Origin of the sequence: Halosolutus amylolyticus (assembly GCF_023566055.1) — an archaeon.
GTDB lineage: Archaea > Halobacteriota > Halobacteria > Halobacteriales > Natrialbaceae > Halosolutus > Halosolutus amylolyticus.
In genome coordinates, this window is the sequence record NZ_JALIQP010000002.1 from 1137987 (window position 1) to 1163162 (window position 25176).

The window sequence follows — 25176 nt, forward strand, 5'->3', positions numbered from 1 at the left end:
GACACCACCGGAGCACTGTCGCACGCCCGGCCGACGATCGGCTCACTGTACCTGCTCGTACATCGGCGTTCGATCGGGCTCGCCGTCGCTCGTCAGCCGATCGACGCTCTCGCCGACGTCCCGCAGGCTGGCGGTCTGTTCCTGGCTGGCCGCGGCGACCGACTCGGCCGCCTCGGCGACCCGATCGGCGGCCTCCGAGAGGTCGTCGATCGAGTCGGCGATCGACTCGATACTGTGTGCCTGCTGGTCCGTCGCCGCCGCCACGTCGTCCATGCCGGCCGCGGTCGACCGGGCCGACTCGTGAATCGCCTCGAGCGAGTCGACCGTGTCGCGAATCCGCTCCGTGCCGGCGTCGACCCGCTCGACCGTCTCGTCTGTCGTCTCGATCGTTGCCGCGGCGTCGGCCCTGACGGATTCGACGGCCGATTCGATCGCCTTGAGGTCGGACTGGGTCTGCTCGGCGAACGAGCCGACCTCGTTCGCGATGACCTCGAGCGCGCCGGTCGCCTCGGACCCGCCCGAGCCACGGGACGCCTCGATCATCGCGTTTTTCGCCAGGAGCGTCGTTCGCCTGGCGAGGTCGTCCAGCCGATCGACGACCTCGTCGATCTCGTCGGTGCGCTCCTCGAGCGACGACACCGCCGTCGAGACGTCGTCGACGGCCGTTTCGATCGCCTCGAGTTCCGCGAGCGCCTCGTCGGCCGCGTCGACCCCGTCGGCGGCGAGGGATTCGGTACGCTGGCTCTCGTCGTGGACCTCGTCGGCGACGCTCGCGACCTCCTCGACGGCCGCGCTCACCTCGCCGACGTCGGTCGCCGCCCGATCGATCGAGTCGGCCTGACTCGCCGCGTGCGTGCTGATCGCCTCGGCGCGCCGTGCGACGACCGCGCTCGCCTCGTGCAGTTCGTCGATCGGCTTCTGGACGTCGGCCTCGACCTCGCGGGCCAGCCGTTCGCGACGCTCGATCGCGTCCTCGAGTCGCTGGGCGTAGGAGTCGACGTACGTATCGGTCGCGACCTGCAGGTCGAGGTTGATGATCCGCAACAGCGAGAGGACGTCCATCATCCCGTCGTCGATCGCCGACCGGACCGTCTCCTCGAAGGAGTCGTCGAGGCCGTCGTCCTCGCCGTCGTCGCCGCCGAGACCGAGCGCGCCGGCGAGGCGGCCGAACCCGCCGTCGTCTCGCTCGGCGTCGCGTTCCTCGGCCCACTCCTCGATGGCGTCGACGACCTGGTCCTGGACGCGCTCGTTGAGCCGCGACATGATGAGGTCGTAGTAGACGCCGTACTGCCCGACGTAGTGTTTCAGCGGCATATCGAGCAGTTCGTGGAGTTTGCCGATCCGGGCCCGATTTTTGAAGTACGCCCGGTCGTAGTCACCGGTCGCGAGCGAGACGAGGTAGGCCTGCTGCGTCCGTTTCAGGGCCTCGACTCCCTTCGGCGATCGATCGATGACCTCGCGGGTCCCCTCGTACGCCAGGAGGTTGTCGTAGAAGTCGTCGGCGATCTGCTCCCGGTTCGCTCGCAACAGCGGTTCGAGGTCCGACAGCCGCCGCTCGTCGGCACCGTCGAAACCGATAAAGTCCTTTCGCCAGGCGATCTCGTCCTCGTCGAGCCCGATGTCGTCGACGAGATCGTCGACGTCGAGATACGGGTTCAGTCCACCGCGACCGAACGACTCCGCAGGGTTCATGCGAGAACGTGTTCGGCCCGGACTTTAAGGGCCAGCGTGACTTCCCGCGACGCTGGAACGTCACGAAAATCGATACCGGTCGAGTCGATCGTCGATCGATCGCGCGCTGTGCCGGTGGAACACCCTTATGGGCGTACGTGCCCGAGTTCGAGTATGCACGTCGTGCCGGACACGAGCGTGGTCATCGACGGCCGCGTCTCGGCGACGATCGAAGACGGGCAGTTCGAGGGAGCGACGATTTCGGTGCCGGAAGCCGTCGTCGCGGAACTCGAAGCGCAGGCAAACGACGGGATCGAGACCGGCTGGGACGGCCTCGAAGAGCTCCAGCGGCTCGCCGACCTGGCCGACGATGGCGTCGTCGACATCGAGTACGTCGGCGAGCGACCCAGCGCGATCGAGCGCGGCCACGCCTCCGAGGGCGAGATCGACGCGCTCATCCGCGATATCGCCGAGGATCTCGAGGCCACGTTCATCACCAGCGACGTCGTCCAGGCCGAGGTCGCCCGGGCGAAGGGCCTCGACGTCGAGCACGTCTCGCCCGAGACCCGGAAAGTGGGGACGATCGCCGTCGAAGAGTTCTTCGACGACCAGACGATGAGCGTCCACCTCAAGACGGACACCGTCCCGATGGCCAAGCGGGGCGAACTCGGCGAGATGCGGTACGAGAAAATCGCCGACGAGCCGACCGACGAGGATCAGATGGACGAGTGGGCCCGCGAGGTCGTCGACAGCGCCAAGGAAGCTGCCGGCGGCTTCATCGAACTCTCCGAACCCGGAATGAAGATCGTCCAGTTCCGGGACTACCGGATCGCGATCGGCCGCCCGCCCTTTTCAGACGGCATCGAGATCACCGCGGTGCGGCCGATCGCCCAGACCGACCTCGAGGACTACGAGCACGCCGACGAACTCAAGGAGCGACTCCTCGAGCGCCAGCGCGGCGTCCTCATCTCCGGGTCGCCCGGCGCCGGGAAGTCGACGCTCGCCCAGGCGGTGGCGCGCTACCTCAACGACCACGAGTACGCGGTCAAGACGATGGAGAAACCGCGCGACCTGCAGGTCGGCCCCGAGATCACCCAGTACACCGAACTGGGCGGCGAGATGGAGAAGACGGCCGACGCCCTGCTGATGGTCCGGCCCGACTACACGATCTACGACGAGGTCCGCAAGACCAACGACTTCGAGGTCTTCGCGGACATGCGTCTGGCGGGCGTGGGTATGATCGGCGTCGTCCACGCGACCCGGCCGATCGACGCCCTCCAGCGCCTCATCGGCCGCGTGGAACTGGGGATGATCCCCCAGATCGTCGACACCGTCGTCTACGTCGAGACCGGCGAGATCGCGAAGGTGTACGACGTCAAGACCGAGGTCAAGGTCCCCGCGGGGCTCACCGAGGAGGACCTCGCCCGGCCCGTCATCCTCGTCACGGACTTCCAGACCGGCGAACCCGAGTACGAGATCTACACGTTCAACCGCCAGGTCGTCACCGTCCCGCTCACGGACGAGGAAGGCGGCCCCGGCACGGAGTCCGGCGTCGACCGCATCGCCAAACAGGAGATCGAACGCGAGATCCGATCGGTCGCGCGGGGCTACGTCGACGTCCAGCTCACAAGCCAGGACACGGCCGTCGTCTACGTCGAGGAGGACGACATCTCGAGCGTGATCGGCAAGGGCGGCGGTCGGATCACCGACATCGAGAACCGGCTGGGGATCGACATCGACGTCCGCACCCACGACGAGAACCCGAACTACGGCGCGGGCGCCGGCGGTGCTGGCGGCGGCGCGAGCGGCGGACGTGGTGGCGGTGGGGGCCAGGCCGGCCAGATGGTCCAGCCCGAAATCACCTCCCGCCACATCGTCATCCCCGTCGACGGCAACCACGGCGAGACCGTCGAGGTCCAGGCCGGCGGCGACTACCTCTTCACCGCGACGGTGAGCCGCGGCGGCGAAATTCAGGTCTCGAGAGGGAGCGCGATCGCGGACGAACTGGAGCAGGCGATCGATCGGACGGAGCCGATCACGGTCGTGCCCTCCTGAGAACGGTACCGCGAGCGAGTGAGCCGATCGAGCGGCTTTTTGGTGCAGATTTTTCGAGGAGCGAGCGGTTTTTGACGTAGGCTACGGCGACCAGACTCGCTGTTCGCGATCGAGTACCGTGACGACGACGACGTGTGGGAGCGTCAGCACGGCGATCGTCACCAGATAGAGCGCGATGACGTCGGGGACGGTTGCGGGTGTTCGCGGGACGGCGAGCCCGATACCGACGAGCACGAGCAACCCGCCCGCGGTCAGTGGCGCCGCATCGCGGGCGAAGCGACGAGAGGCGGCGCCGATCGCCCCCCGATCGAGCGCCGTAGCGGCGACGGGGTCGACGAGCATCGTTCGAAGGATGTGCCGCAGTGAGTGCCAGAAACAGAAGTAGAGGCCGATCGCGAGGATCGGCGGCACGATCGCGAAGTACGCGACGAGGCCGAGGGTCTCGGTCAGGTCGACCAGCCACGGCCCGCGGCCGTCCGGTCCCGACCGGACGAAGCCGAGGAGCAACGCGAGCGCGACCAGCGCACCGAAGCCGATCGCGACGGCCGCCCGCGCCGGCGGGGAGAAGACCGGTTCGAGCGCGGCCGCCGCATCCGGATCGAACAGTCCGACGAGCGTCTCGGCGACGAAGGCGTACTGGGCCGGGAACGCGATCAGCGGGACGAGCATCGGAAGTCCGCCCCGGACGACGAGGGCGAGCAGTCGGCTGGCCCGCGTCCCGAGATGGTCGACGCGGACGAGCGCGAGCAGAGCGTAGGCGTCGCCCTGGCCCCAGTGGACGAGCGTGACGAGGATGAACAGGACGAAGGCGGCGACGGGGGCGAGAAACCAGACGACGGCGTAGGCGGTGCCGACCAGCAGGTAGAGAAGGCCGACGAACGCGAGCGAACGGAGGGTGACGGGGTCACCTCGAGCCCGCGGCAACACGAGGTGGTCGACGGCCCCGTGAGGAAGCCCGAGGACGACGACGCTGAGCGCCAGCGGAACGTACTGGTAGGCAAGCGGCGGCGAGCCGGCGAGAGCCGTGATCGAGATGGCGACGACGACCGAAAGCAGACCGAAGCCGAGGCTCAGGCGAGCCGCCCGTCGGCGGCCGGCGGCACCCGCTCGCAGACCACCGCTGTGAGGGACCGTATCACCGCTCATCGGAAGACGCGGCCAGTCGGTTCGTCACCCCGTCGAGGGACGGGAGTTCGTGCATCCGATCGAGCAGCCACACGTACATGACGAGTCCCTGAACGATGAACGCGTTGGTCACGAGAAAGAACAGCGCCTCCTCGATCGGAAGTCCCAGCGGCGCGTACCCGATCGTGTGCGCGTCGGAGATGACCCAGACGCCGAGTCCGATCGCGATGCGATCGACGATCCAGAGGTAGATCGTCGGGATGGCGATGGCGACCGCTAGCGGACGGCGGACGGTCCAGAGGTACGTGAGGCCGAACCCCCACTGGACGGCGAGGATCGGACCGGCCCAGAGCATCAGCCACCCGAGGTAGTACGTCGAGGTGTCACCGGTCAACAGCCAACCGACGCCGGCGATCGAGAGGCCGCCCGCGATGCCGACCAGCCGATGTGCGAGGGGGATCGCCAGCGACCGATCGGCGGTCGCCGGCACCTGAAACAGCCAGAACGCGGTCAGTATCGGCTGGAGGACGAAGAAGAGGTACTCCTCGATCGGCGTGTGCCAGACGGTCGCGACGACGGCACCGTCGCCGTACCACCAGACGCCCTCGGGGATCAGGAGATTCGTCAACGGCGTCGTGTAGACGACGGCGAGACCAATCATGATTCCGAGTCCGGAGAGCGGTCGAGCGCCCCACCAGGCACGGTCGCGACGGCGCGCGAGCCAGCCCAGAACCAGAAGCGGCGGAAGGACGAACACCAGGTGAACACCGAAGTACGTGAGTGAAACGGTCATGAGCGTGTCGGCGTGTGACGCCGGTTCTCCGCAGGAGCGGACCTCCGTGATCTGACTAGAGCCCGCACCGGCAAAACCCCGAATCCGAACTGGTTAGGCCTGATCGGGGCGCGAGGCGACGCGTCGGTGCCGACGCGAGCGCCGGGCCGAAGCGGTCCCGGTTCGGTCAGTCGTCCGATGGCTCGACCCGGGGAAGGGAGGCACTGTAGTCCGCGCCGCCGGTGATCGACTCCGGTTCGTCGATGACGTAGAACATGGCGAGGAACGTCACGATGTACTTCGTGATGATGTCGAGGACGCTGTAGCCCCACGAGGTGGTCGCGACGTCCAGGATCGCGATCCCTTCGACGCCGAGCGCCCAGAGGATCGGGTAACCGAACCAGCCGACGACGGTGAGGAGTTTGAGCGTCCGGAACAGGTCCGTCGTTCCCGTCCGCTCGGCTTCGGCAGTCCAGTCGACGAGGATGACGTACACGATCACCAGGAAGAAGGTCGACGACAGCACGAACCACCACCAGCGAAGCACCAGCGAAGACGTCGTCAGGGCGGCCGCCAGGCCGGTGACGCACATCGCGATCGTAAACGCACAGGTCGTGAGGATCTTCGTCCAGTTCGACCCGGCGATCATCCCGAGTACGATCAGAATGAACGGCGTGGAGAAGGTCCACGTGAGGTACCGGCCCCACATCACCAGGACGCCGTCCTGGCCGGCCGTCGTCGCACCCGCCGCCGGGTGGCCCGCCGGCATCTCGACGACGCCCAGCGTCAGCCCCGACGTGAGCCCGGTGTAACTCGAGATCGAGACGACCGAGATCAGCATCAGCGCGGTCGCGATCGCCTTCGGTCGCGGATCGGAGAGGTTTCGTCCGAGATAGGCGATCCCGAGGATCGTGAGTCCGGCGAGGGCGATGTTGACGACGAACGACAGCGCGAGCAGGGTGTTGTCGCCTCCGAAGACGTACTCGAACAGTTCCTGATCCGTCACACCGGTTTGCAGGACGGCGCTGCAGGCGCGAAAACCGAGGTCGATCGGTGGCTGCATGGACGGGGATCTCTTCACTTTCGCGACACATAAACGAGTGTCCGTGGTGATCCGGATACTCACGAACGGTGACCGAAACGGCGTCCGGTGCGGACTGTTGCGCCGGTCGCGGGCGCTACCCGTCGGTCACTCGCGTTCGACTCGCCGGACGAAATCGATCGCGGGTCGGCTCGGAACCGAGCGGCGCGACCCGGTCGTTCCGTATCAGGCCGGCGCAGCCGTCGGTGTGACGGCCCGCTCCAGGACGGAGCGGCTCCGGAGCAGGACCACCCCGAAGCCGACCTTCGCCGAGAGGTCGAGCACCATGAACGCGGCCGTCTCCCAGTACAGCGGGAGGATGCCGAACGTCCCTTCGGTGCCGAGGATCCAGACCACTGGGTACAGCAGCCACAGCACGATGACCAGGTTGCGAAGGGTACCGAACAGCGACGCGACCTCCGGAGACTGGTCGCGCGCGTTCTTCGAGAGGGTCCCGACGAGGACGTACAGCAGGGCGAGCAGGGCGCCGGTGCTGATAGCCCACCACGCGATCCGGGTACCGGGGGTCGCCGAGAACGTCGCGATCGCGCCGGTCCCGATCATGAAGACGTCGAGGCCGATCAGCGTCGCGATCGTGTTGCGGTTCGCACCGGCGAGCAGCGCCAGGTCGAGCAACAGCAGCGGCGTCGTGAAGAGCCAGTCGGCGTACCGCGCCCAGTAGATCGTGAGCGCCTCGTCGCCGACCATGACTTCGGTGACGCCAAAGCCCGTCGCCATCGCGAAGTACATCGCCGCGGCGATCGTCGTGATGAAGATCGTGATGATGTAGAACTCCTGCATCTTCGGGTCGCGAACGCCGCGCCCACGACCGAGGAAGTACAGGGTTCCGAGGGTCATTCCGATCGTCCCGATCCACAGCCACAGGGATTCTGGACCGACTGTTGCGGTCATACCCGATCGTAGCGGCCCGCAAAATATACCGATAAAGCCTAACGGAGATAACACCCAGACGGCCGTGTATGTCCGGAATTCTGACGCTGAGCCCGAAACCGGAGTGTATATTTCCACGCCGCGTGTTCGGCCACCTGAACCGACGGCCGATCACGCTCTCGAACCGATGAACTCGACTGACCCGGACGATCCGATCGCGGACGCGCTCCTCGGCGAGTCGACGTACGAACGACTTCGAGTGGAGCGGTACGCGCTGATCAAGCGCCGGATTCCCCAGAAACTCGTCTACCAGAGCGTCCTGCTCCTCTCACTCGCACTCGTCGTCCCGATCACGGCCACCTATCCGTCCGCGGTCCGGGCCGCCTTCCCGGGCGGCGATCCCCTGTGGGCGTCGCCGCTCGTCCTCTGGGTCGGCGTGTACGCCGGCGGAATCGAGCTCGGAACTGCGGCGTGTCTCGTCGCGGTAGCGATCGTGCGTCGGAGGCGTGAACCGCAGTTATCCGAGGCAGAGGCACACACGTTACTGAACGTCGAGGACGTCGCGTCGATGTTCGGACTGGCGACCGGCGGGTTCGCCATCGTGCTCACGGTCGGATTCTTCTTGCTCGGCCACACGGGAGGCGAGACGTTTCAGGCGGTTATCGACTCCGCTCCGCGAAATCCGTACGGACAGGCTGGCGTCTCGGTCCCCGTGATCGCAGTCGGCACGGCAGCGGCGGTCAGTTCCGGCGTCGTCTACCTGTTCAGCCGGTATCTCGCGCCGGAGACGGCCTGAAAGCGCGGACCGGATCGGGCGAGGTCGGTCGAGCACCCGCCATCTCGCGACTCTGGAGTCTAGGCATCGATCGGCGATCGTTTCACCAGAACCAATACGGCCTATAGTTGTTTAAGGAGAACGCACTTATACGAAACGTATGTTTCGATAGAGCGTGAAATGGTTGTGATAGCGGACCTATGATGGCCGACGTAGTTTCGAACGATCGCCGACGTGTCGTCGCCGGAGAGCACGCCCGACCCGGGTCCTTCATCACGAGTACGGCCGGACTGGAGGGAGTTCGCCGGTCGATCCGCTCGGCCATCCGTGAGACCGTTTCGGACGCGAACGCGACGGGTGTCGTCGTGCCGATGAGCGGGGGCATCGACTCAACGGTCACGACGGTCCTCGCCGTCGAAGCGCTCGGTAGCGATCGGGTGCTCGGACTCGGACTCCCCTGTCACAAGGCCGACGGGACCGGCGTGAGCGACGCCCGGACGATCGCCGACGGGCTCGGGATCGAGTTCGAACTGATCCAGTTACGGCCGCTGCTCGAGTCGTTCGAGGAGATAGCCGCGAGCCACCTCGAACCGGCGGCATCGGCTGACGACGGATCGCGCGATCGGCCCAACGAGCGCAACTACGCGATCGGGAACCTCGTCGCGCGACTGCGGATGTGCTGTGCGTACTACGCGGCGAACCGTCAGTCCCGCCTGGTGCTCGGCACCGCGAACCGATCGGAGTTGTTGCTGGGCTACTTCACCAAGTACGGCGACGGCGCTGCCGACGCCTACCCGATCGGCGACCTGTACAAGACGGAGGTCCGTGCGCTCGCGAAGCGGCTCGGCGTGCCGCGACGGATCGTCAGCAAGGAACCGTCCGCCGGCTTCTGGGCCGACCAGACCGACGCGTCGGAACTCGGGGCGAGCTACGACGTCATCGACCCCCTGTTGCGACGGCTCGTCGACGAGGGGACGTCGATCGACGAGGCCGCGGATGCGGTCGGGATCGATCGCGAAACCGCCCGCGACGTCGTGGCGCTGTCCGCCGCGACCGAACACAAGCGGGCGGTGCCGCCGACGCCTGGGATTACCAACCGAGACGACGGCTCGATCGAGTAGGCGCTTACCATCCCGATCGCGTACGAGCGACGGGTCCGGATCTGATCGATGCCGAGCCGAGCGACGGAGTCGGGCGCTACCGATCGGCTTCCGTCCGATAGACCTCCGGGTTGCGCCACCAGAACAGCCCCCACGAGAGCAAGAACCCGGCCGCCATCCCGATGATGTCCTGTACGAAACGCCCGACTCCGAGGTCGACGATCACGACGAGAGCGATAGCCGACCCGATCGCCGCACCGCTGACCACGAAGAGCACGTCGCCAGCGATGTGTTCCCGCGAGTTCTCCCAGTAGTGGCTGCGGTCCTCGTCGTACCAGACGCCGACGTAGATCAGGACCGGCGACATGGCGGCGATGATCGTGATCGTCTGGTAGTCCTCCGGAAGTGAGAGCACGAACACGTTGATCAACTGGGCGACCATCGACGCGGCGAACAGCCCGAGTAACAGCCATCCCCACTGTGGGACCGACTCCTTGTCCATGCAGGGGGACGGTAACCGCGGGAAAATAATCCTGCCGTTTGGGCGATGTTATTCGGCGCAGCAGGCGTCTTTCTTCGGGGACTCCTCGACGCCGTTGCCGTCGGCCGCGACCTGTTCCTCGATCCGGTAGAGGCTCTGGCGGGCGTCCGCAAAGTAGATATCCTCGTCGACGATTCCGATCTCCTCCAGGCGCTCGAGGGCGTATCGGACCGTCCGTGCCGAGAGCATCGATTCTTGAACGATCTGTTTCTGCGTCAGCGGCCCGTCGTACTCGAGAACCTTGAAGACCAGTTTCGCGCTCGGTGGCAAGTCTTCGATCTCCTCCCCGTCGGTCTCTGCCATATTACGATTCGAAAGCACCCAGCAGTATAAAAGTTGAGCCTTACAGGGTGGGTGATCGGAAATAGAATTCTGCATAAATAACTTCGAAAAATGTGCTTTCAGAGCCTTGTACACCAGTCTCCGACATAGTTGACTACTCAGTCAGTCCGGGCAGGAGACGTGATACGGATTGCTGTGCCGAGCTACCGGCGCACCCGCAGTCGGGTCGCGGGCGTGCCGGCACTAACGGACAGTAGCCCGTATGAATCCACCTCGGCGGAGCCGGTCACCCCTCGCCGATCATCCGGTCCTCGTCGGCCCACTCCTGCTGGCGCAGTTCGTACTTCTGAGTCTTGCCGGTCGCCGTCTTCGGCAGTTCCTCGACGTACTCGATCCGGCGGACGACCTTGTAGCTCGCGAGTCGATCGCGCGTGAACGCCGTCAGTTCGTCGGCCGACACCGGCGGATCGTCGGGATCGCCGTTCGACGGCACGACGAACGCCTTCGGCGTCTCGCCCCACTCCTCGCTCGGGGCCGGGATCACCGCCGCGTCCGCGACCGCGTCGTGGTCGAACAGCGTGTCCTCGAGTTCGATGCTCGAGATGTTCTCCCCGCCGGAGATGATGATGTCCTTCTTGCGATCGCGCAGCGCGATCATCCCGTTCTCGTCGACGGTCGCGAGGTCGCCCATGTGGTAGTAGCCCTCGAGCCGATCGGAGAACGCTTCCTCGGTCTCCTCGGGCTTGTTCCAGTAGCGGTCCATCACCTGGTTGCCGCGGACGACGACCTCGCCGAGGGTCTGGTCGTCCTGCGGGACGTCGTTGCCGTCCTCGTCGACGACGCGGACGTCGGTCCCGAGCACGCCCATCCCCTGGCGCTTCTTGATCTCGAAGCGGTTCTCGTCGTCGATGAGCCGTTTCGCGTCCGAGATGGTGATGAGCGGTCCGGTTTCGGTCGCCCCGTAGAGGTGCTTGAGGTACCAGCCGAACTCGTCCTCGACGGCCCGGATGGTCGCCTCCGGCGGCGCGCTCCCCGCGGTCGTCGCCCGAACCTGGTTGTCGCCGCTCATCGCGGGTTCGCCCTCGTTCTCGTAGTAGTCGATCAACTGGTTGAGCACCGCCGGTGCGGCACAGAGGAAGGAGACGTCCTCCTCGCGGATCGTCGAGACCACGTCGTCGGCGTTGACCCCGCGCGTACAGACGTGGGTCGCACCCATCCCGGTCACCGCGTAGATGTGCCCCCACCCGTTGACGTGGAACATCGGCAGCGTCCACAGGTAGACGTCGTCGTCGGTGATCTCGTGGTAGATCGACATCAGGTAGGCGTGGAGCGTCTCCGTCCGGTGGGTGCGACAGACCCCCTTCGGATCGCCCGTCGTCCCCGAGGTGTAGTTGATCGTGATGATCTCGTCCTCGGCCATCTCGGGCCGATCGAATTCGGTCCCAGCGTCCGCGAGCACGTCGTCGAACGCCTCCCACTCGCCGTCCACGGCGTCGGCGTCGTTCGTGACGAACGTCTCCGTCGGTGCGTCGTCGCGGATCGCCTCGATCTTCTCGGCGTACTCGTAATCGGCGTAGATCGCGTCCACGCCGGCGTCCGCGAGGATGTACTCGTAGTCGTCGGGCGTGAGCCGGTAGTTCAGCGGCGTGAAGATCGCTCCGATCTGCATCGCGCCGTAGGCCGCCTCGAGGTGGTAGTGCGTGTTCGGATCGAGCACCGCGACCCGATCACCCTTCTCGATCCCGCGCTCCTGGAGAGCCGCGGCGAACCGATCAGCTCGTTCGGCGAACTCGGCGTAGGTGAACCGGTCGCCGCCGGCGCCGACGATCGCGGTCTCGTCGGCGTAGTGGGTCCGTGCCTGGTCGAGGAAGTCGGTAACTACGAGTGGCGTTTCCATACGAATCCTTCAGAAACTACAATGATACACATTTCGGTTTCTCGCTCTCGTCACGCGGTTTCGGATTCAGCACCGGCTGCCAGGATCGATCGTGCGGAATCGAGGCAAGAAGGACCCGCTAGCGAAGAGCCTGGGAAGAACCGTAGCGAAGGAACTAGATCCGTTCCCACGCGTCGTCGTCGTCCGGGTCCGGCAGATCGTCGTCGGGCGGCCCGATCGGATCCGATCCCCCGTCGATAGACGGCGGGACGGGAGTGGCCCCGGAATCGCCGGTGACCGGCGACGACTGGTCGCCGAACTCCATCTTCGGCCAGGCGGTTCCCTCCCACTGGCCGCGATCGGAGTAATAGTAGACCACGTTCCCGTTGACGACCGCGAACAGATCGCGTTGCCGATCGTTGACGACGCGTTCGTTCGTATCGATCGCGACGTCGACGACGTCCTCGAGCGTGTCGAGTTCGACGTGGTAGTCACCGACCCACATCGGGATCGATCCCCGCGAGATCCACTCCGCGTAGCGCTGTTCGTAGACGGCGCGTCGGGCGGCGTCGACGTCGATCGGACCGCGAGTGTAGACGAACGCGGCGCCGCCGAACGAGAGGACCGCGACCAGCAACAGGACGCCGATCGCCGGCGCGTTCGGCGACTCCTGGACCTCGATCGTGGCCGTTTCGGAGTGGTCGGTCGAGTCCTCCAGGGGCTCCTCGAGCCAGTAGGCGTCCTCGGTCATTCGGACCGGACTCGACAGGACCTGTTCGTCGGCGTACGTTCCCGTATCGTACTCGACGACGACCTCGATGGAGGTCGTGATCGATCCGACGTCGACGAGGTCGTCCTCGAGAGCCGCGCGCTGATCGCGGACGTCGTCGACTGTGATCGTCGTCTCGGAGGTCGCGACGCCGTCGACGACGGACGCCTCGGTCCGGGACTGGGGGACGGTCTCTTCCCAGAAGACCGATCCGTCACGTGCCGCCTCGTGTCTGATCCGCACCTCGTGGATCACCGACGCCTCGCTGGACGCGACTGCGGTCCGTGGCGTAATCGTCAGGTTCGGCGTCGCGGCGAACGTGTAGACCGAACTGTCCACGAGCCTCGTCCCCGACTCCCAGAGGCCGTCTTCGACGACGACGGCGCTCGTGGTCGTCTCCGTCGAAACGGTCTCCTGGTTCACCTGCTGGGTCGTCGTCGACGTCGAGGGTGTCGCGACGACCCAGCCTGTCGCGACGACCGCGAGCACGCCCACGACGGCGAGCGCGATCGCGAGCGATCGTCCGTACGTCGCGATCAGCAGGTTCAGCCGCGGGTTCCCGATCACGGCGGTACCCCCCCACGGAGCGGCCCCCACCGCTCTCTCGTTCCCCGGACTCGAACCGTGCCCGAACCGATCGGTCGGACGACGGAACAGTTCATATCTACGACCAAGGAATCGATCGTCATAACGATAGTGGCCCGAAGCCTCCACACGGGCGACTGCGAGTCAGTTCCGGGACGACCGCGGGACGGGTGCGGTGGGACCGGAAACGACTTACAGTAAACCGTATCAGTCGTCGCGGCGCAACCGCCGGAGCTTTCGCTGGAGTCGGGTCCAGAGCGGAACGTGCCCGCCGGGCCGGCGGATCCGGAAGTCGCCGCTGCCGAACAGGACGAGCACCGCCACGACGGTGACGCCGACGATCACCGCGTTGACGGCGGTGATCGCAGCCAGCGGGTGGACCCCGTGGAGCCACACGAGCACCGACGGCGGGAGGACGGCGAGGTACCGGTGTTCCCCCACGTGGCGCGCGTACTCGCCGGTCGTCTCGGGAGCCGTCAGCGAGATGGTCGTCTCGCCGGAATCCCGTGGACCGACGACCTGCCGATCGGGTTCCGCGTCGACGCCGCTGCTCTCGGCCTCGTGGACGACGACGATCGGAACGTAGCCCGCGTTGTCCACGGTGCGGGGCAGGTCGGTCGACGCACCCGGGGCGAGAACCTGTGGATCGTCGGTGGGATCGTCCGTACTCACGAGTCCGTACTCGTAGGTGCCGGACGGGATCACCATCGCGGCCGTCGCGAGCGTCACGAGGACGAGCAACACGAGTCCGATCGTGGTCCAGAACGCGTAGACGTTCTCCCGGGCGGTCGATCGCGTCGTGTCGCGTCGATGCGGACCGACGCGCTCCACGAGGAGCCCGAAGCCGAGCATCGCGATGCCGAGCGCGATCATGATCGCCCCGGCGTTCTCGGCTTCGAACGCCGTCGTCACGCCGAGCGGAGCGGTGAGGAGATCGTACCCCGACTCCATCACACCCTGGACGCCCATGATTGCCGTCCCGAGGTGGGGGATCGACACGACCTCGCCGTTTACTTGCCAGGCGACGGCGACGATCTGGCCCTCGGTGACCGGCGGTTCACCGCCGTCCTGGTCGGTGAAGGGGTTCGAATCCCCTTTCGTGACGTACCCTTCGTCCGTCTCGTCGACGATCCGGTGGGTCGTCAGCCCGCCGTCGTGTAGCTCGCGGGCGTTGAACACCACGACATCGCCCTCGCTCGGCGAGCCGGCGACGGCGCTGGGAATCGCGACGAAGCCGTCGCCGGCGTCCATCGTCGGTTCCATGCTCCCGGTCGCGACGTAGCCGAGCAGGATCGGCTGGCCCAGGAGTTGGCCCAGAACGAGCAGGAGGACGACGAACGCGACGGCTACGGTCAGCGCTCGTTTGACCAGCGAACCCGTCGTCATCCGTGCTCACGAGAGACGATCATGGTCGAGTGACTGTTCGATCGGCCTCTGGGATCGGACGCGTCATAAATTCACTCGTCGACGGACGCCGGTCGCGGCGAACAGGAACCCGAGCACCCCCGCCGGCACGACGGCCGCCGCCGATGAGGAGGTGAACTCGCGGTTCAGCACCACGATCAGCTCCCGCTCGGTGACGGTGAGGGTTCCCGCGTCGACGCCGCTGACCGCGATCGCGTACTCGCCCGGGTCGTCGAACTGGCGCTCGAACGTCACCGTCGTCACCTCGCCGGGGTCGAGTTCGACGAGTTGCGTGTCGACGACGGCGCCGCCGACGGCGAGTTCGATGGTCGTTTCTCCGGTCACGTTCCCGGTATTTTCGATCGTGGCCGTGACCGCGGCCGACTCGCCACGGGGTATGGTGTCGGCCTCGAGTGTGGCTTCGATCACGGCGAAATCCGGCGCCGGTTCGCCGGGCGGCCAGACCGTGATCGATCTGGGTTTCCGATCGTCGACGCCAACCTCGAACGTGCCGGACCGATCCATCGATCGCTCGAACGCGACCGTCTCGGTCTCGCCCGCCCCGACGTGGACGACCTGCCGATCGACCACGATCCCGTCGACGACGAGTGTGGCGATCGTCGAGCCGCGATCGTCGCCGTAATTTCGGTAGGTCGCGTTCACCGTGAGCGTCTCGCCGGCCCCGAGTTCGGCGTCCGAGTAGGCGACGTCGACGAGTTCGATATCGGCGTTCTCGTCGTCTTCGTCTGCGTACTCTACGTGAACGGTGAACGATTTGGTCCCGGACGCTGCGACGTGGGTATCGATCGCGACGCCGACGCTGGTCGTGTCACCGGCCGCCGGAACGATCGGGTTCGACTCGTCGAGTTCGTCGTTGCGATCGCCATCCCGGTAGAAGGTTACGCCGTCGACCTCGTGAGAGAGCCAGATCCGCTCGATCGAGTCGTCGGCGACGCTGATCGAGAAGACGTCGTCGAACTCGGACCGCGATCGATCGTTCAGCGCCGCGAAGTCGAGCGTGAGTTCGCCGTCGTCGATCGTGGCGTAGGGAGAGGTAGATTCGAGGGCGACGTCGTCGGCTGCCCCATCCTCACCGATCGTGATCGCCGCAGTTGGGACTGCGATCGCGACGAGAAAGCAGATCGCGGCGGCGGTGAACAGGATTTTGCTGGATGGCATCCGAGGAACTCGTTGTAATATTCGGTTCAAATCAGGCGTGCAAACACGTTCTCACGCAGCGAGTCGTCTCTAAATAAGGAGTTAGATTCCTCACCCGTGATTTCTATCGTACCAGTCGTTCAAATATACAGTCAATCTTATTTAGATATATTCGATCGTCTCAAGAGTGACTACTCTACGTCGTAGTCCTGTTCATCAGCAACGATCTGGATCACATTCGCATCCGCTGGAGCGCCAGTATCACTGTCAATACTCATGTTTACTGTCACACTTTCGCTAGGATCATTCGACGCCAAGTTACCATCTTCACCTGTTCCTGGAGCACTAGTCAGATCGTGCCCATTTGCTGCTGATGTGAAACTAAATGCACCAACTACAGAATCGCCATCATCTGTATTTATTGCTTGAACCTTCACACCGACATCCTGTCCCCCGTTATTTGTGATTGTAAACGCCGGTTCAACTTTTGTCGTCGCATTGTCATTGAGGTTATCAAGATTGAATTTGAGGTCGCTTCCACTACCTCCATCATTGGTTACCAAATCGGAACTACCGTCCGCATCAAGAGCAAGAAGTGCACTATCGTTGTCATCTGCAATACTAATATTGACAGTTCGATCGGCTTCCACACTACTAAACGCACCCGTTCCGAGTGCGGCTCCGCCGCCCGCGACGATCGTACCCAATCCAGCTAACACATTACGTCGATTCAGTCTCATTGTTGGATTCTCCGTTATGATCCGCGCCGCGATCGTAGGCGTCGATTACGATCGGCGGCCGGTTCTTACTCACACCCTGTAACCCCACCCCCTTTGTATTGAGTCGCCAGAACGGCTGAACGGTGACCGATACCCGGCTTCAAGCCGACCGTGAACGAATCGACTGCCGGATAGCAGTGCCTGAAATCGCGATCGTGAGAGAGTTTCCCAGCCACGTTGGCAATAAGGGTTATGTATCGGAGATCCGTAAACTCGGACATCCCTAACAGTCGCATGGCGACGACACAACACAGTAGCGATGGGTCTACCGATGGCGTCGCGGCCGACGCCCAGAGCGACGCTACCGGCATCGATCGCGGCGAAGTCTTCACCCTTCTCAGCAACCAGCGCCGCCGGTACGCGATCCACTACTGCAAGCGCGAGGACGAACCCGTCGAACTCGGGGACCTCGCGGAACACGTCGCCGCCTGGGAACTCGACAAAGAGGTCGACGGGCTGACGTCGGCCGAACGAAAGCGGGTCTACACGTCCCTCCAGCAGACGCACCTGCCGACGCTCGATCGCGCGGATATGGTGGAGTTCAATGATCGGACGATCGAACTCACCGAGAACGTCTCCGACCTGGAGATCTACCTCGACGTGGTCCCCGAGGATTCGATCCCGTGGAGCACGTACTACCTCGGGCTCGCGGCCGTCGCGACGGTCGTGATGACCGGGTTGTGGCTCGAGTGGATCCCCACGGAGACGGTGCCGGAACTCGGCTGGGCGACGATCGTGATTGCGTTGTTTGCTGTTTCGGCGATCGTGCACGTGGTACAGAACCGTCGAATGCGACTCGGGGAAACGGAGAGGCCACCGTAACGGATGACACGCTCACTCACGGTCGTTGCGATCGGGTTGATCGTCCTCGGAGCGGTGGCTATGGCCGGACCGACGTTCGGATTTAGTACGATCGCGGGTGACCGCGTGACCTCCATCGAGACGGCGGAGGGTTCAAGTGCGTTAGTCGGGCTGGAAGCCGCCGAAGAGCCGTCGATCGACGGTCGGCAAGACGAGGAGACCGTCGGCTGGGTCACGAACAATATGGCGAACGAGGCAGCCATCACTGCCGATATCGTCCTTCCGGAAGGCGTGGCCATTAGCGATGGGTCCGATGTCGGTCCCAGCTTCGTTCTCGGCCCGGACGAGGAACCGGCAGCCCTCGTATTCGAATGTGACGGCGGCGGTTCAAGTGGGACAGATGCGACCGTCACTGTCACAATCGAAGAAGCAGACACTGGTTCCGTTCGCGTGGAGGGAGCGTCGTTTTCGACACAACTAGACTACACGTGTACTGGATCGGGAGGCTCTGAACCAGTATCCGGTGAGTTGGAACAGACGTCGGACCCGCAAGTCGACAACGAAAATGTGACGTTCGACGTCGAAAACAACGGCACAGACAGATTCCGTGTTACACAGTTTGCGGTCGACCACGGTGCATCCACCGAAATCACCGAAATCACGATCGACGGTGATACTGAAACGCCGGATGGCGGCCAGTGGCTAACTGATGGAACGGATATCGACGTCAGTTCTGGACAGAGTGGGCTAACGAGTATCGATCCGGGCGAGACGGTAACAGTGGCGCTCAAATTCGACGTGGAGATGAACGGGGAAACGTTTGAGATCACCTTTACGGATACCCAATCGAACCCGGACAAGACGGCTACGATATCTGTTACCGCCTGACAACTATGGCGTAGGGTTCGTACCGGTTTCGCCTATCCACAATAGTATCGTCGACGGCCTTGGAGAGAGAGGTGACGTATCGTTAGCCACGACGCTTTCAGAATCCAGTTTTACGCTGCCAGGTAACGATCGACACGCCTTGTGGTATTGTTCTCGTCGAGTCTAAGCATTGAAAGACCGAACGCTGGTAAGACCTGACCCGAACAGGTCAACGACCCACGCGAACACGTCACTCGATCGGCGTAACGGCATCCGCCGTACTGATTGATATCGATAGGAGCCTCGTCCGGTCATAAATTCGGTGACCGAAACTCAAATGCTGCTTGAAGCCACCACTGTGGCTACAATTATTCCCATAACCATTGTATTTTTATGATATTAGCACAGTATCACGAGGAAGGATGTGGCAGAACTGGCGGGGAAGCGGTGACGACACCGATCGGGGTGTGAGCCCGATCGTCGGTATCACCTTGCTGTTCGGGATGGTGTTCGTCGGAGCAATTCTCGTGTTTGTCATGGGGTCGGCGATGTTCGACACGGTCGGGTCGGAAGTCGATCGCGAGAAAGTCCATTTGTGTATGGGCGAAGCGGACCACCGGCTCGGCACCGTTGTGGCGACGCGAACCGAGCAACCGATGGCGTTCGACGATCCGGACTGTCAACCCGAGGTGGTCGAGGAGGGAGCACTCGAGATCACGTGGTTCAACAGTTCAGATGAGGACCCGGACTGGGACAACGAGAGCCGAACCGTCTCCGAAGACCTCGGCGCACTCAAGTTCGAACTCGACGATCGAACGATCGCCCACCAGGGCGGCGGCATCTGGGAACGTACCGACTCTGGAGCCAGGGTCGTGAAAGCCCCGAATGTTGGGTTCGACGGCAACGAGACGCTGCAGTTGGATTTCATGCAACTCGATTCGGTGGAGGCCGCTGGATCGCAGTCGAAAGCCCAACACGACTACGAGAGCGGCTCAAGCGCGGTCGAAAACCTCACGTCTGCTGTCGAAACGAGTGACGGGGAGGATTTCGCACTGCGGATCGAAAGCAGGTATGCCGAGGCGTGGGAACGACACTTAGAACGTGAAGCCGAGGGTGTCGACAAGTGGAACGTCAGCGTGACCCGCAAAGACGACGAAGTCGTGATGAAGGTCGAGGACATCGGTGACGTCCCGGCCGATCCGCACTTCCTGATTGACCGGGATTACGGACTAACCACTCATGACGAAGGGTACCCACACGCGATCGAAAACAATCGCGTCGAACAGGGAGACAGGTTCCGTATCAACGCGTCGCTGACGAATTACGGAGATACGGAGAGTGACGTCGAGGCGACGATCTCGATCTGGAACGAGTCCGAACTCGTCGAAGAGCGAACGATCGAGTCCAAAAACGAGTACGATACCGGTGAGAGCGTATTCACCGGCGAACACGAAAAGTGGGACAATAATCACTTCTTCCACGTGGGATCCGAGGGAGAACACGGCATCGATCTCACGCCGGGAGAGGAGTACACGTACGACGTTGAAACCGGCCCCGGCGGCGACTCGCTCGTCGAGCGAGGGACGTTTCTCGTCGTCGACGAACCCCCCGAGTTTGCGATCCAAAACGTCGACATCGACGGACCAGTCACGCCGAGAGAGTCGCTAACGGTCGACGCCAGGATCAAAAACCAAGGTGAACAACACAAGCAGTTCGTCTGGCTAGAAGGATTCGACGGCAACGTCGTCGACATCGGCGAACTCGAACTCGATCGGAACGAGCAGAAGACGGTAACACTCGAGTGGGGAAGCGTCGACGTCCCTGCAGAGCCCGACGAAGCCGAGATCACGGTCGGAACGGAAACCGACAGCGAGACCGTAGACGTGGACATCGATCCGCTGCTGGAAGTGAGCGACATCGAGGTGCTCGACGATCCGGTCGAAGAAGGCGACCCGGTGACGGTTCGGGCCGACATCGAGGCGATCGGCGGTGAGACAGAGCAGGACGTCGTTCTGGAAGGATTCGACGGAACCGAAGTCGATCGACGGAGCGTGACCGTGTCGGGAAGCGAAACCGTGACGCTCCAGTACGACGACGTCGGAGAGCCGACCGGCCGGGTCACGGTCAGGACGGACGATGACGAGATGGAGGAAGTGGTCGTCGTCGATCGAGACGGTCCCGTCTGTGGCGCAGTCAGTTACGACGGGAGCGGAACGGGATCCGATCCGTATCAGGTGAGCACCGTCGACGAACTCCAGTGTATCGACGACCAGGGACTCGACGCTCATTACGAACTCGTCGACGACATCGACGCCCACGGGACGGAATACTGGAACGACGGGGCCGGGTTCGAGCCGATCGGCGATCAGTGGTTCTGGGGCAACGAGTTCGCCGGTGATTTCGACGGCAATGGACACGCGATCAAGGGGCTCCACATCCACCGCCCCGACGAAAATTTCGTCGGGTTGTTCGCCATCAACGAGTACTTCGACGACAGCGGCCCGGGCGTGGGTGAGGGATCGAAGATCCACGACCTTCGACTCGAGAACGTCTCGGTCCACGGGCAGCAGGTTACCGGCGGGCTGATCGGCGCAGCCGGTGGCGTCATCGAGAACGTTCGCGTGAGCGGTGAGGTCACGGCCGAATATCAAGAAGTCGGTGGGATCGCCGGCTCCGCCCACAACGCCGACCTCGACAATCGGTTGGTTTCTGAGGCGACGGTCAAGGGAGGCGTTCCGGCCGCGGCGACTCACGAGGTGTACCATCCGTGGGGAGCCGACAACATGGGTATCGGCGGGATCGTCGGCTCGACCGGCTACAACACGGAAGTGTCGACCGCGTACTCGCTGGCGGACGTCGAGGGACCGTTCGCGGTCGGTGGGATCGTCGGCTGGACCTCCGACTTCGCCAGCGACAACGAGCAAATGTACTGGGCCGAAGGCGACATCGAGTTGACGGCGGATCCGTGGGAAATCGAAGACTACCTGAATTGGATGGGGAGACCCGTGCATTCAGCCGACAACACGGGCGGCGCGATCTTCGGGCGCGGTGACGACGCGAACGATGGATTCGATGACAGCGTCTACTACAACGTCGACGATCACGAGTCGGCGTTCGGCGAGCACGTCATCGGAGAGCAGATCGATGTAACCGGACGGCACACCCACGAGATGCAGGGGCTCAACGCGACGGACCCCGGAAAACTCGGCAACCTCCATTATGAGGAGGACGGCGGCCCCTGGGTCGCGATTCCGGATACCTATCCACGGTTTGCGTGGGAACTCGAGGCCGAAGGCGTCTTCGAGGTCGAAATTGACGACATCGAAGAAGACGTGACCGCCGGCGAAACCGCTACGATCGATGTTACGGTCACGAGTCGATATCAAGACCGGGACGAAGAGAGCGTCACGCAGACGATCACGCTCACAAATCCCGACGGCCAGATCGTCGACACGGAGCAGGTGACGTTAGAAAGTAGTCTCGACGAAGACGATGAGAAAGAGATTTCACTCGTCTGGCAGACCGATTTCGGAGACGACGGCGTCGGCAACGTCACCGTCCGAAGCGACGATCGGGAAGATTCCGCACAGATCGAAATCGACAGTATCGACGATAGAACCGGCGAGTCAGACAGTTCTGTGGACGACATCGTCGGAGGCGATTCCGAGATTGACATCGATGTCGACGCGGTTGAGGTTAGCTGATCCACGGTCTGCAGTCGTGCGGTTTGCTTTCGGGATCGGTCAAACCATGCATCGAAACGAACGACCCTTCACCACCAACCCGAACCCCTTTTCACCCCCGAAAACAGAGTCTCTCCCATGTCGACCGAATCGATCAGCGACCGACGCGAGCACATTCGCTCGATCAGCGTGACGGCACTCGCCGCGCTGATCGGCGTCGGCGCAGCCCTCGTCTCCGCGACCTGGATCGGGGTCTCCAGCGACGCGGCGACGGACACGCGGGCGCTACTGCTCGTCGCGGGTGCGATCCTGGCACAGTTCCCGCTGCTCAACGCGTCGGGGATCTACGACGAAGACGAAGTCGGGCCGAAACACTACCTCTTCGTCACGTTCATGACGTTCTCCATGTGGTTCGTGACGTGGGGCATTCTGCTTAGCGCGGAGGCCGGGGGCTGACATGGCCGACGACAGCATCGCCGTCGTCGACCTCGATCGGTGCCAGCCCGATCGGTGTAGCTACGAGTGCAAGAACTACTGCCCACCGAACCGGACGGGCAAGGAGTGTATCACGCTCCGGGGCGAGGAGGCCGCCCAGGGCCAGCCAGACCAGGTCCACATCTCCGAAGAGATCTGTCTGGGCGAGAGCTGTGGCATCTGCGTCGAGAAGTGTCCCTTCGACGCGATCGAGATCATCAACCTGCCCCAGGAACTGCAGGACGACCCCGCCCACCGCTACGGCGAGAACGCGTTCTCGCTGTACGGCCTCCCCGCACCCCAGGAAGGACAGGTCACGGGGATCCTCGGGCCGAACGGGATCGGGAAGACGACCGCCGTCCGCATCCTCGCGGGCGAACTCGAGCCCAACCTCGGTCGCCACGAGGAGTCGCCCGGGTGGGACGAGGTGCTGGAAGCCTACCGCGGCACCGAGCTCCAGGACTACATCGCGGACGTCCGGGACGGCGAGGTTACCGTCGCCCGGAAACCCCAGTACGTCGACCAGATCCCCGAGCAGTTCGACGGCAACACCCGCGAGTTGCTCGAGCGGACCAACGAGCGCGACGCGCTGGACGACCTGGTCGAACGGCTCTCGATCGGTCCCGTCATGGAGCAGTCGATCGACGACCTCTCCGGCGGGGAACTCCAGCGCGTCGCGCTGGCGGCGACGCTCGCGCGGGACACGGACTTCTACTTCCTCGACGAGATTACGCCCTACCTCGACATCGGCCAGCGGGTCACCGCGGCGCGGCTGATCCGCGAACTCGCCGAGGAGGAGAACCGATCGATGCTCGTCGTCGAGCACGACCTCGCGATCCTCGACCTGCTCGCGGACACGCTCCACGTCGCCTACGGTGAACCCGGCGCGTACGGTGTCATCACGGCCCCCAAGTCGGTCCGCAACGGGATCAACGAGTACCTCTCGGGCTACCTCGAGAACGAGAACATGCGGATCCGGCCGGACCCGATCGAGTTCGAGGAACACGCGCCCCGGACCGCGACCCACGGCGACGTTCTCGTCGAATACCCCGACCTCAGGAAGAGCTACGGCGACGGCGAGTTTACCCTCGACGTCGAGGGCGGCGAGATCCGCGAGAACGAAGTGCTCGGCATCGTCGGCCCGAACGGGATCGGGAAGTCGACGTTCGCGAAACTGCTGACCGGCGATCTGGAGCCGACGACGGGTGACGCCGATCTCGACCTCGAGATTTCCTACAAGCCCCAGTACGTCACCATCGACCAGCACATGCGGGTCGACGCCTTTCTCTCCTCGATCACCGACCAGTTCGGCTCCTCGTACTGGAACACGGAGATCGCCCAGCCCCTCCAGCTCGAGCGGATCATGGAGCAGAACCTCTCGGATCTCTCCGGCGGGGAGCGCCAGCGGGTCGCGATCGCGGCCTGTCTCTCCGATTCGGCGGACCTCTACCTGCTCGACGAACCCTCCGCGCACCTCGACGTCGAACAGCGGGTCCAGGCGACCAGCGCGATCCGCCGGTACGCCGAACAGCAGGACGCGACCGTCATGGTCATCGACCACGACATCTACACGATCGACCTGCTGGCCGATCGGCTGATGGTCTTCGACGGCGAACCCGCCGTCAACGGCCGCGCCAGCGCCCCACAGCCGATGCGCGACGGCATGAACGAGTTCCTCGCGAACCTCGAGGTCACGTTCCGCCGGGACGAGCGCACCTCCCGGCCGCGGATCAACAAGCCCGAGTCACAGCTCGATCGGGAGCAAAAACGCGAAGGCGAGTACTACTACGCGCCCTGACCGGGTTCGGACGAGACGGGCAGGACGTCTCGCCGGTCGATCCCGAGCGACCGGCCGATTCCGATCGATCACCGACGCGGAGTGACAACTCGCGATCGATCGAGAACGGCAGTGCAGAACCGTCGAGAGCCGGCCGGCGTCAGCTGATCAGCCGCTGACAGCTGCCACACAGCGACTGTTCTTTGATGTCGACCTCGCGGACGGTCGGGGAGAAGTTCATCACGCAGCGGTTGTTGTCGCAGTGTTCGAGGCCGTAGGTGTGGCCGATCTCGTGGACGATCTCCTTCTGGACCCGATCCTCGAAGATGTCGCTCGCGCTCTTGTTCGAGAACCCGCCGTCGCTGGAGGTCTGGAGGCGGTAGGTCGAGACGACGCTGCCGCTGCCGTCGAGGTAGGCGAGGCCGAAGACGTAGTTGCGCCGCCGGTAGAAGAGGTCGTGGGGCGTGATCGCGATGTTCTTCTCGCCGCGGCCGACGCGCTCGGCGAGCTGGATGAACGTCTCCGCACAGTACTGGTTCCGGCCGGAGTCGTACGCACCGTTTGGGACCGACTGCGACTCGTTGATCGTCACGTCGCAGTCGTAGACCGATCGCAGCGCCGAGGAGGCGACCCGCTTGACTCGCGCGGGGACGCTGCCGACCGGCACGATATCGACGAGCATAGCAAGGGCTTAGGCCGCGGACAGCATA

At 64.0% G+C, this 25176-nt stretch carries 21 protein-coding genes; 8 read left to right on the forward strand and 13 right to left on the reverse strand.

Annotated features, from left to right (window positions below; all coding sequences use genetic code 11):
* Positions 1-42: 42 nt before the first annotated feature.
* Entirely contained in the window at positions 43-1692 is a 1650-nt protein-coding gene (locus MUN73_RS12075; protein WP_250140720.1) for a globin-coupled sensor protein, read from the reverse strand.
* Between the two features lie 153 nt (positions 1693-1845).
* Here MUN73_RS12075 and MUN73_RS12080 point away from each other — a divergent pair, with 153 nt between their 5' ends.
* Entirely contained in the window at positions 1846-3726 is a 1881-nt protein-coding gene (locus tag MUN73_RS12080; RefSeq protein ID WP_250140721.1) for a PINc/VapC family ATPase, read from the forward strand.
* A gap of 81 nt (positions 3727-3807) precedes the next feature.
* Here MUN73_RS12080 and MUN73_RS12085 read toward each other — a convergent pair whose 3' ends face one another.
* The 4 genes from MUN73_RS12085 to MUN73_RS12100 form a co-directional block, all read right to left on the reverse strand.
* On the reverse strand, positions 3808-4872 hold the full coding sequence (locus MUN73_RS12085) for a Brp/Blh family beta-carotene 15,15'-dioxygenase (RefSeq protein ID WP_250140722.1): 1065 nt from the start codon (positions 4870-4872) through the stop codon (positions 3808-3810).
* The gene (locus tag MUN73_RS12090) at positions 4862-5644 is read right to left on the reverse strand and encodes a lycopene cyclase domain-containing protein (protein WP_250140723.1); all 783 of its coding nucleotides are present in this window, start codon (positions 5642-5644) and stop codon (positions 4862-4864) included. Before MUN73_RS12090 ends, MUN73_RS12085 begins: the two co-directional genes overlap by 11 nt.
* A 166-nt stretch (positions 5645-5810) precedes the next feature.
* Positions 5811-6686, reverse strand: a complete 876-nt coding sequence (locus tag MUN73_RS12095) for a bacteriorhodopsin (protein ID WP_250140724.1) — start codon at positions 6684-6686, stop codon at positions 5811-5813.
* A gap of 204 nt (positions 6687-6890) precedes the next feature.
* Complete coding sequence (locus MUN73_RS12100) at positions 6891-7616, reverse strand: bacteriorhodopsin (RefSeq protein ID WP_250140725.1); 726 nt, start codon at positions 7614-7616, stop codon at positions 6891-6893.
* 166 nt (positions 7617-7782) lie between these two features.
* Between MUN73_RS12100 and MUN73_RS12105 the strand changes: the two genes are divergently transcribed.
* Together MUN73_RS12105 and MUN73_RS12110 are read left to right on the forward strand one after the other, a co-directional pair.
* Complete coding sequence (locus MUN73_RS12105; RefSeq protein ID WP_250140726.1) at positions 7783-8391, forward strand: hypothetical protein; 609 nt, start codon at positions 7783-7785, stop codon at positions 8389-8391.
* A 182-nt stretch (positions 8392-8573) separates the two neighbouring features.
* Entirely contained in the window at positions 8574-9491 is a 918-nt protein-coding gene (locus tag MUN73_RS12110; RefSeq protein ID WP_250140829.1) for an NAD+ synthase, read from the forward strand.
* 76 nt (positions 9492-9567) lie between these two features.
* Here MUN73_RS12110 and MUN73_RS12115 read toward each other — a convergent pair whose 3' ends face one another.
* From MUN73_RS12115 to MUN73_RS12145, 7 genes are all read right to left on the reverse strand, one after another.
* Positions 9568-9972, reverse strand: coding sequence for a hypothetical protein (locus MUN73_RS12115; protein WP_250140727.1), 405 nt, complete (start codon positions 9970-9972; stop codon positions 9568-9570).
* A gap of 48 nt (positions 9973-10020) precedes the next feature.
* The gene (locus tag MUN73_RS12120) at positions 10021-10314 is read right to left on the reverse strand and encodes a MarR family transcriptional regulator (RefSeq protein ID WP_250140728.1); all 294 of its coding nucleotides are present in this window, start codon (positions 10312-10314) and stop codon (positions 10021-10023) included.
* Positions 10315-10579: 265 nt separating this feature from the next.
* Positions 10580-12190, reverse strand: a complete 1611-nt coding sequence (locus MUN73_RS12125) for a long-chain-fatty-acid--CoA ligase (RefSeq protein WP_250140729.1) — start codon at positions 12188-12190, stop codon at positions 10580-10582.
* A 154-nt stretch (positions 12191-12344) separates the two neighbouring features.
* Positions 12345-13505: a DUF5305 domain-containing protein gene (locus MUN73_RS12130; protein WP_250140730.1), complete on the reverse strand. Its 1161-nt coding sequence runs from the start codon at positions 13503-13505 to the stop codon at positions 12345-12347.
* Between the two features lie 225 nt (positions 13506-13730).
* A complete protein-coding gene (locus MUN73_RS12135; RefSeq protein WP_250140731.1) occupies positions 13731-14909 on the reverse strand; it encodes a signal peptidase I in 1179 nt (392 codons plus the stop codon).
* 63 nt (positions 14910-14972) lie between these two features.
* The gene (locus tag MUN73_RS12140; RefSeq protein WP_250140732.1) at positions 14973-16106 is read right to left on the reverse strand and encodes a CARDB domain-containing protein; all 1134 of its coding nucleotides are present in this window, start codon (positions 16104-16106) and stop codon (positions 14973-14975) included.
* A 170-nt stretch (positions 16107-16276) separates the two neighbouring features.
* Positions 16277-16825 (reverse strand): hypothetical protein, encoded by a 549-nt coding sequence (locus MUN73_RS12145; protein ID WP_250140733.1) that lies wholly within the window; start codon positions 16823-16825, stop codon positions 16277-16279.
* A gap of 273 nt (positions 16826-17098) precedes the next feature.
* Here MUN73_RS12145 and MUN73_RS12150 point away from each other — a divergent pair, with 273 nt between their 5' ends.
* From MUN73_RS12150 to MUN73_RS12170, 5 genes are all read left to right on the forward strand, one after another.
* On the forward strand, positions 17099-17686 hold the full coding sequence (locus tag MUN73_RS12150; RefSeq protein WP_250140734.1) for a DUF7344 domain-containing protein: 588 nt from the start codon (positions 17099-17101) through the stop codon (positions 17684-17686).
* A gap of 105 nt (positions 17687-17791) precedes the next feature.
* Positions 17792-18553: a hypothetical protein gene (locus MUN73_RS12155; protein ID WP_250140735.1), complete on the forward strand. Its 762-nt coding sequence runs from the start codon at positions 17792-17794 to the stop codon at positions 18551-18553.
* A gap of 401 nt (positions 18554-18954) precedes the next feature.
* Positions 18955-22236 carry a DUF7289 family protein gene (locus MUN73_RS12160; protein ID WP_250140736.1) on the forward strand — a complete coding sequence of 1094 codons (3282 nt, stop codon included), beginning with the start codon at positions 18955-18957 and terminating at the stop codon, positions 22234-22236.
* Positions 22237-22353: 117 nt separating this feature from the next.
* Complete coding sequence (locus MUN73_RS12165) at positions 22354-22671, forward strand: EMC6-like membrane protein (RefSeq protein WP_250140737.1); 318 nt, start codon at positions 22354-22356, stop codon at positions 22669-22671.
* Between the two features lies 1 nt (position 22672).
* Positions 22673-24487, forward strand: coding sequence for a ribosome biogenesis/translation initiation ATPase RLI (locus MUN73_RS12170; RefSeq protein ID WP_250140738.1), 1815 nt, complete (start codon positions 22673-22675; stop codon positions 24485-24487).
* 139 nt (positions 24488-24626) lie between these two features.
* On the opposite strand, the gene MUN73_RS12175 is transcribed toward MUN73_RS12170, so the two are convergent.
* On the reverse strand, positions 24627-25148 hold the full coding sequence (locus tag MUN73_RS12175; protein ID WP_250140739.1) for an archaemetzincin family Zn-dependent metalloprotease: 522 nt from the start codon (positions 25146-25148) through the stop codon (positions 24627-24629).
* Positions 25149-25176: the final 28 nt, after the last annotated feature.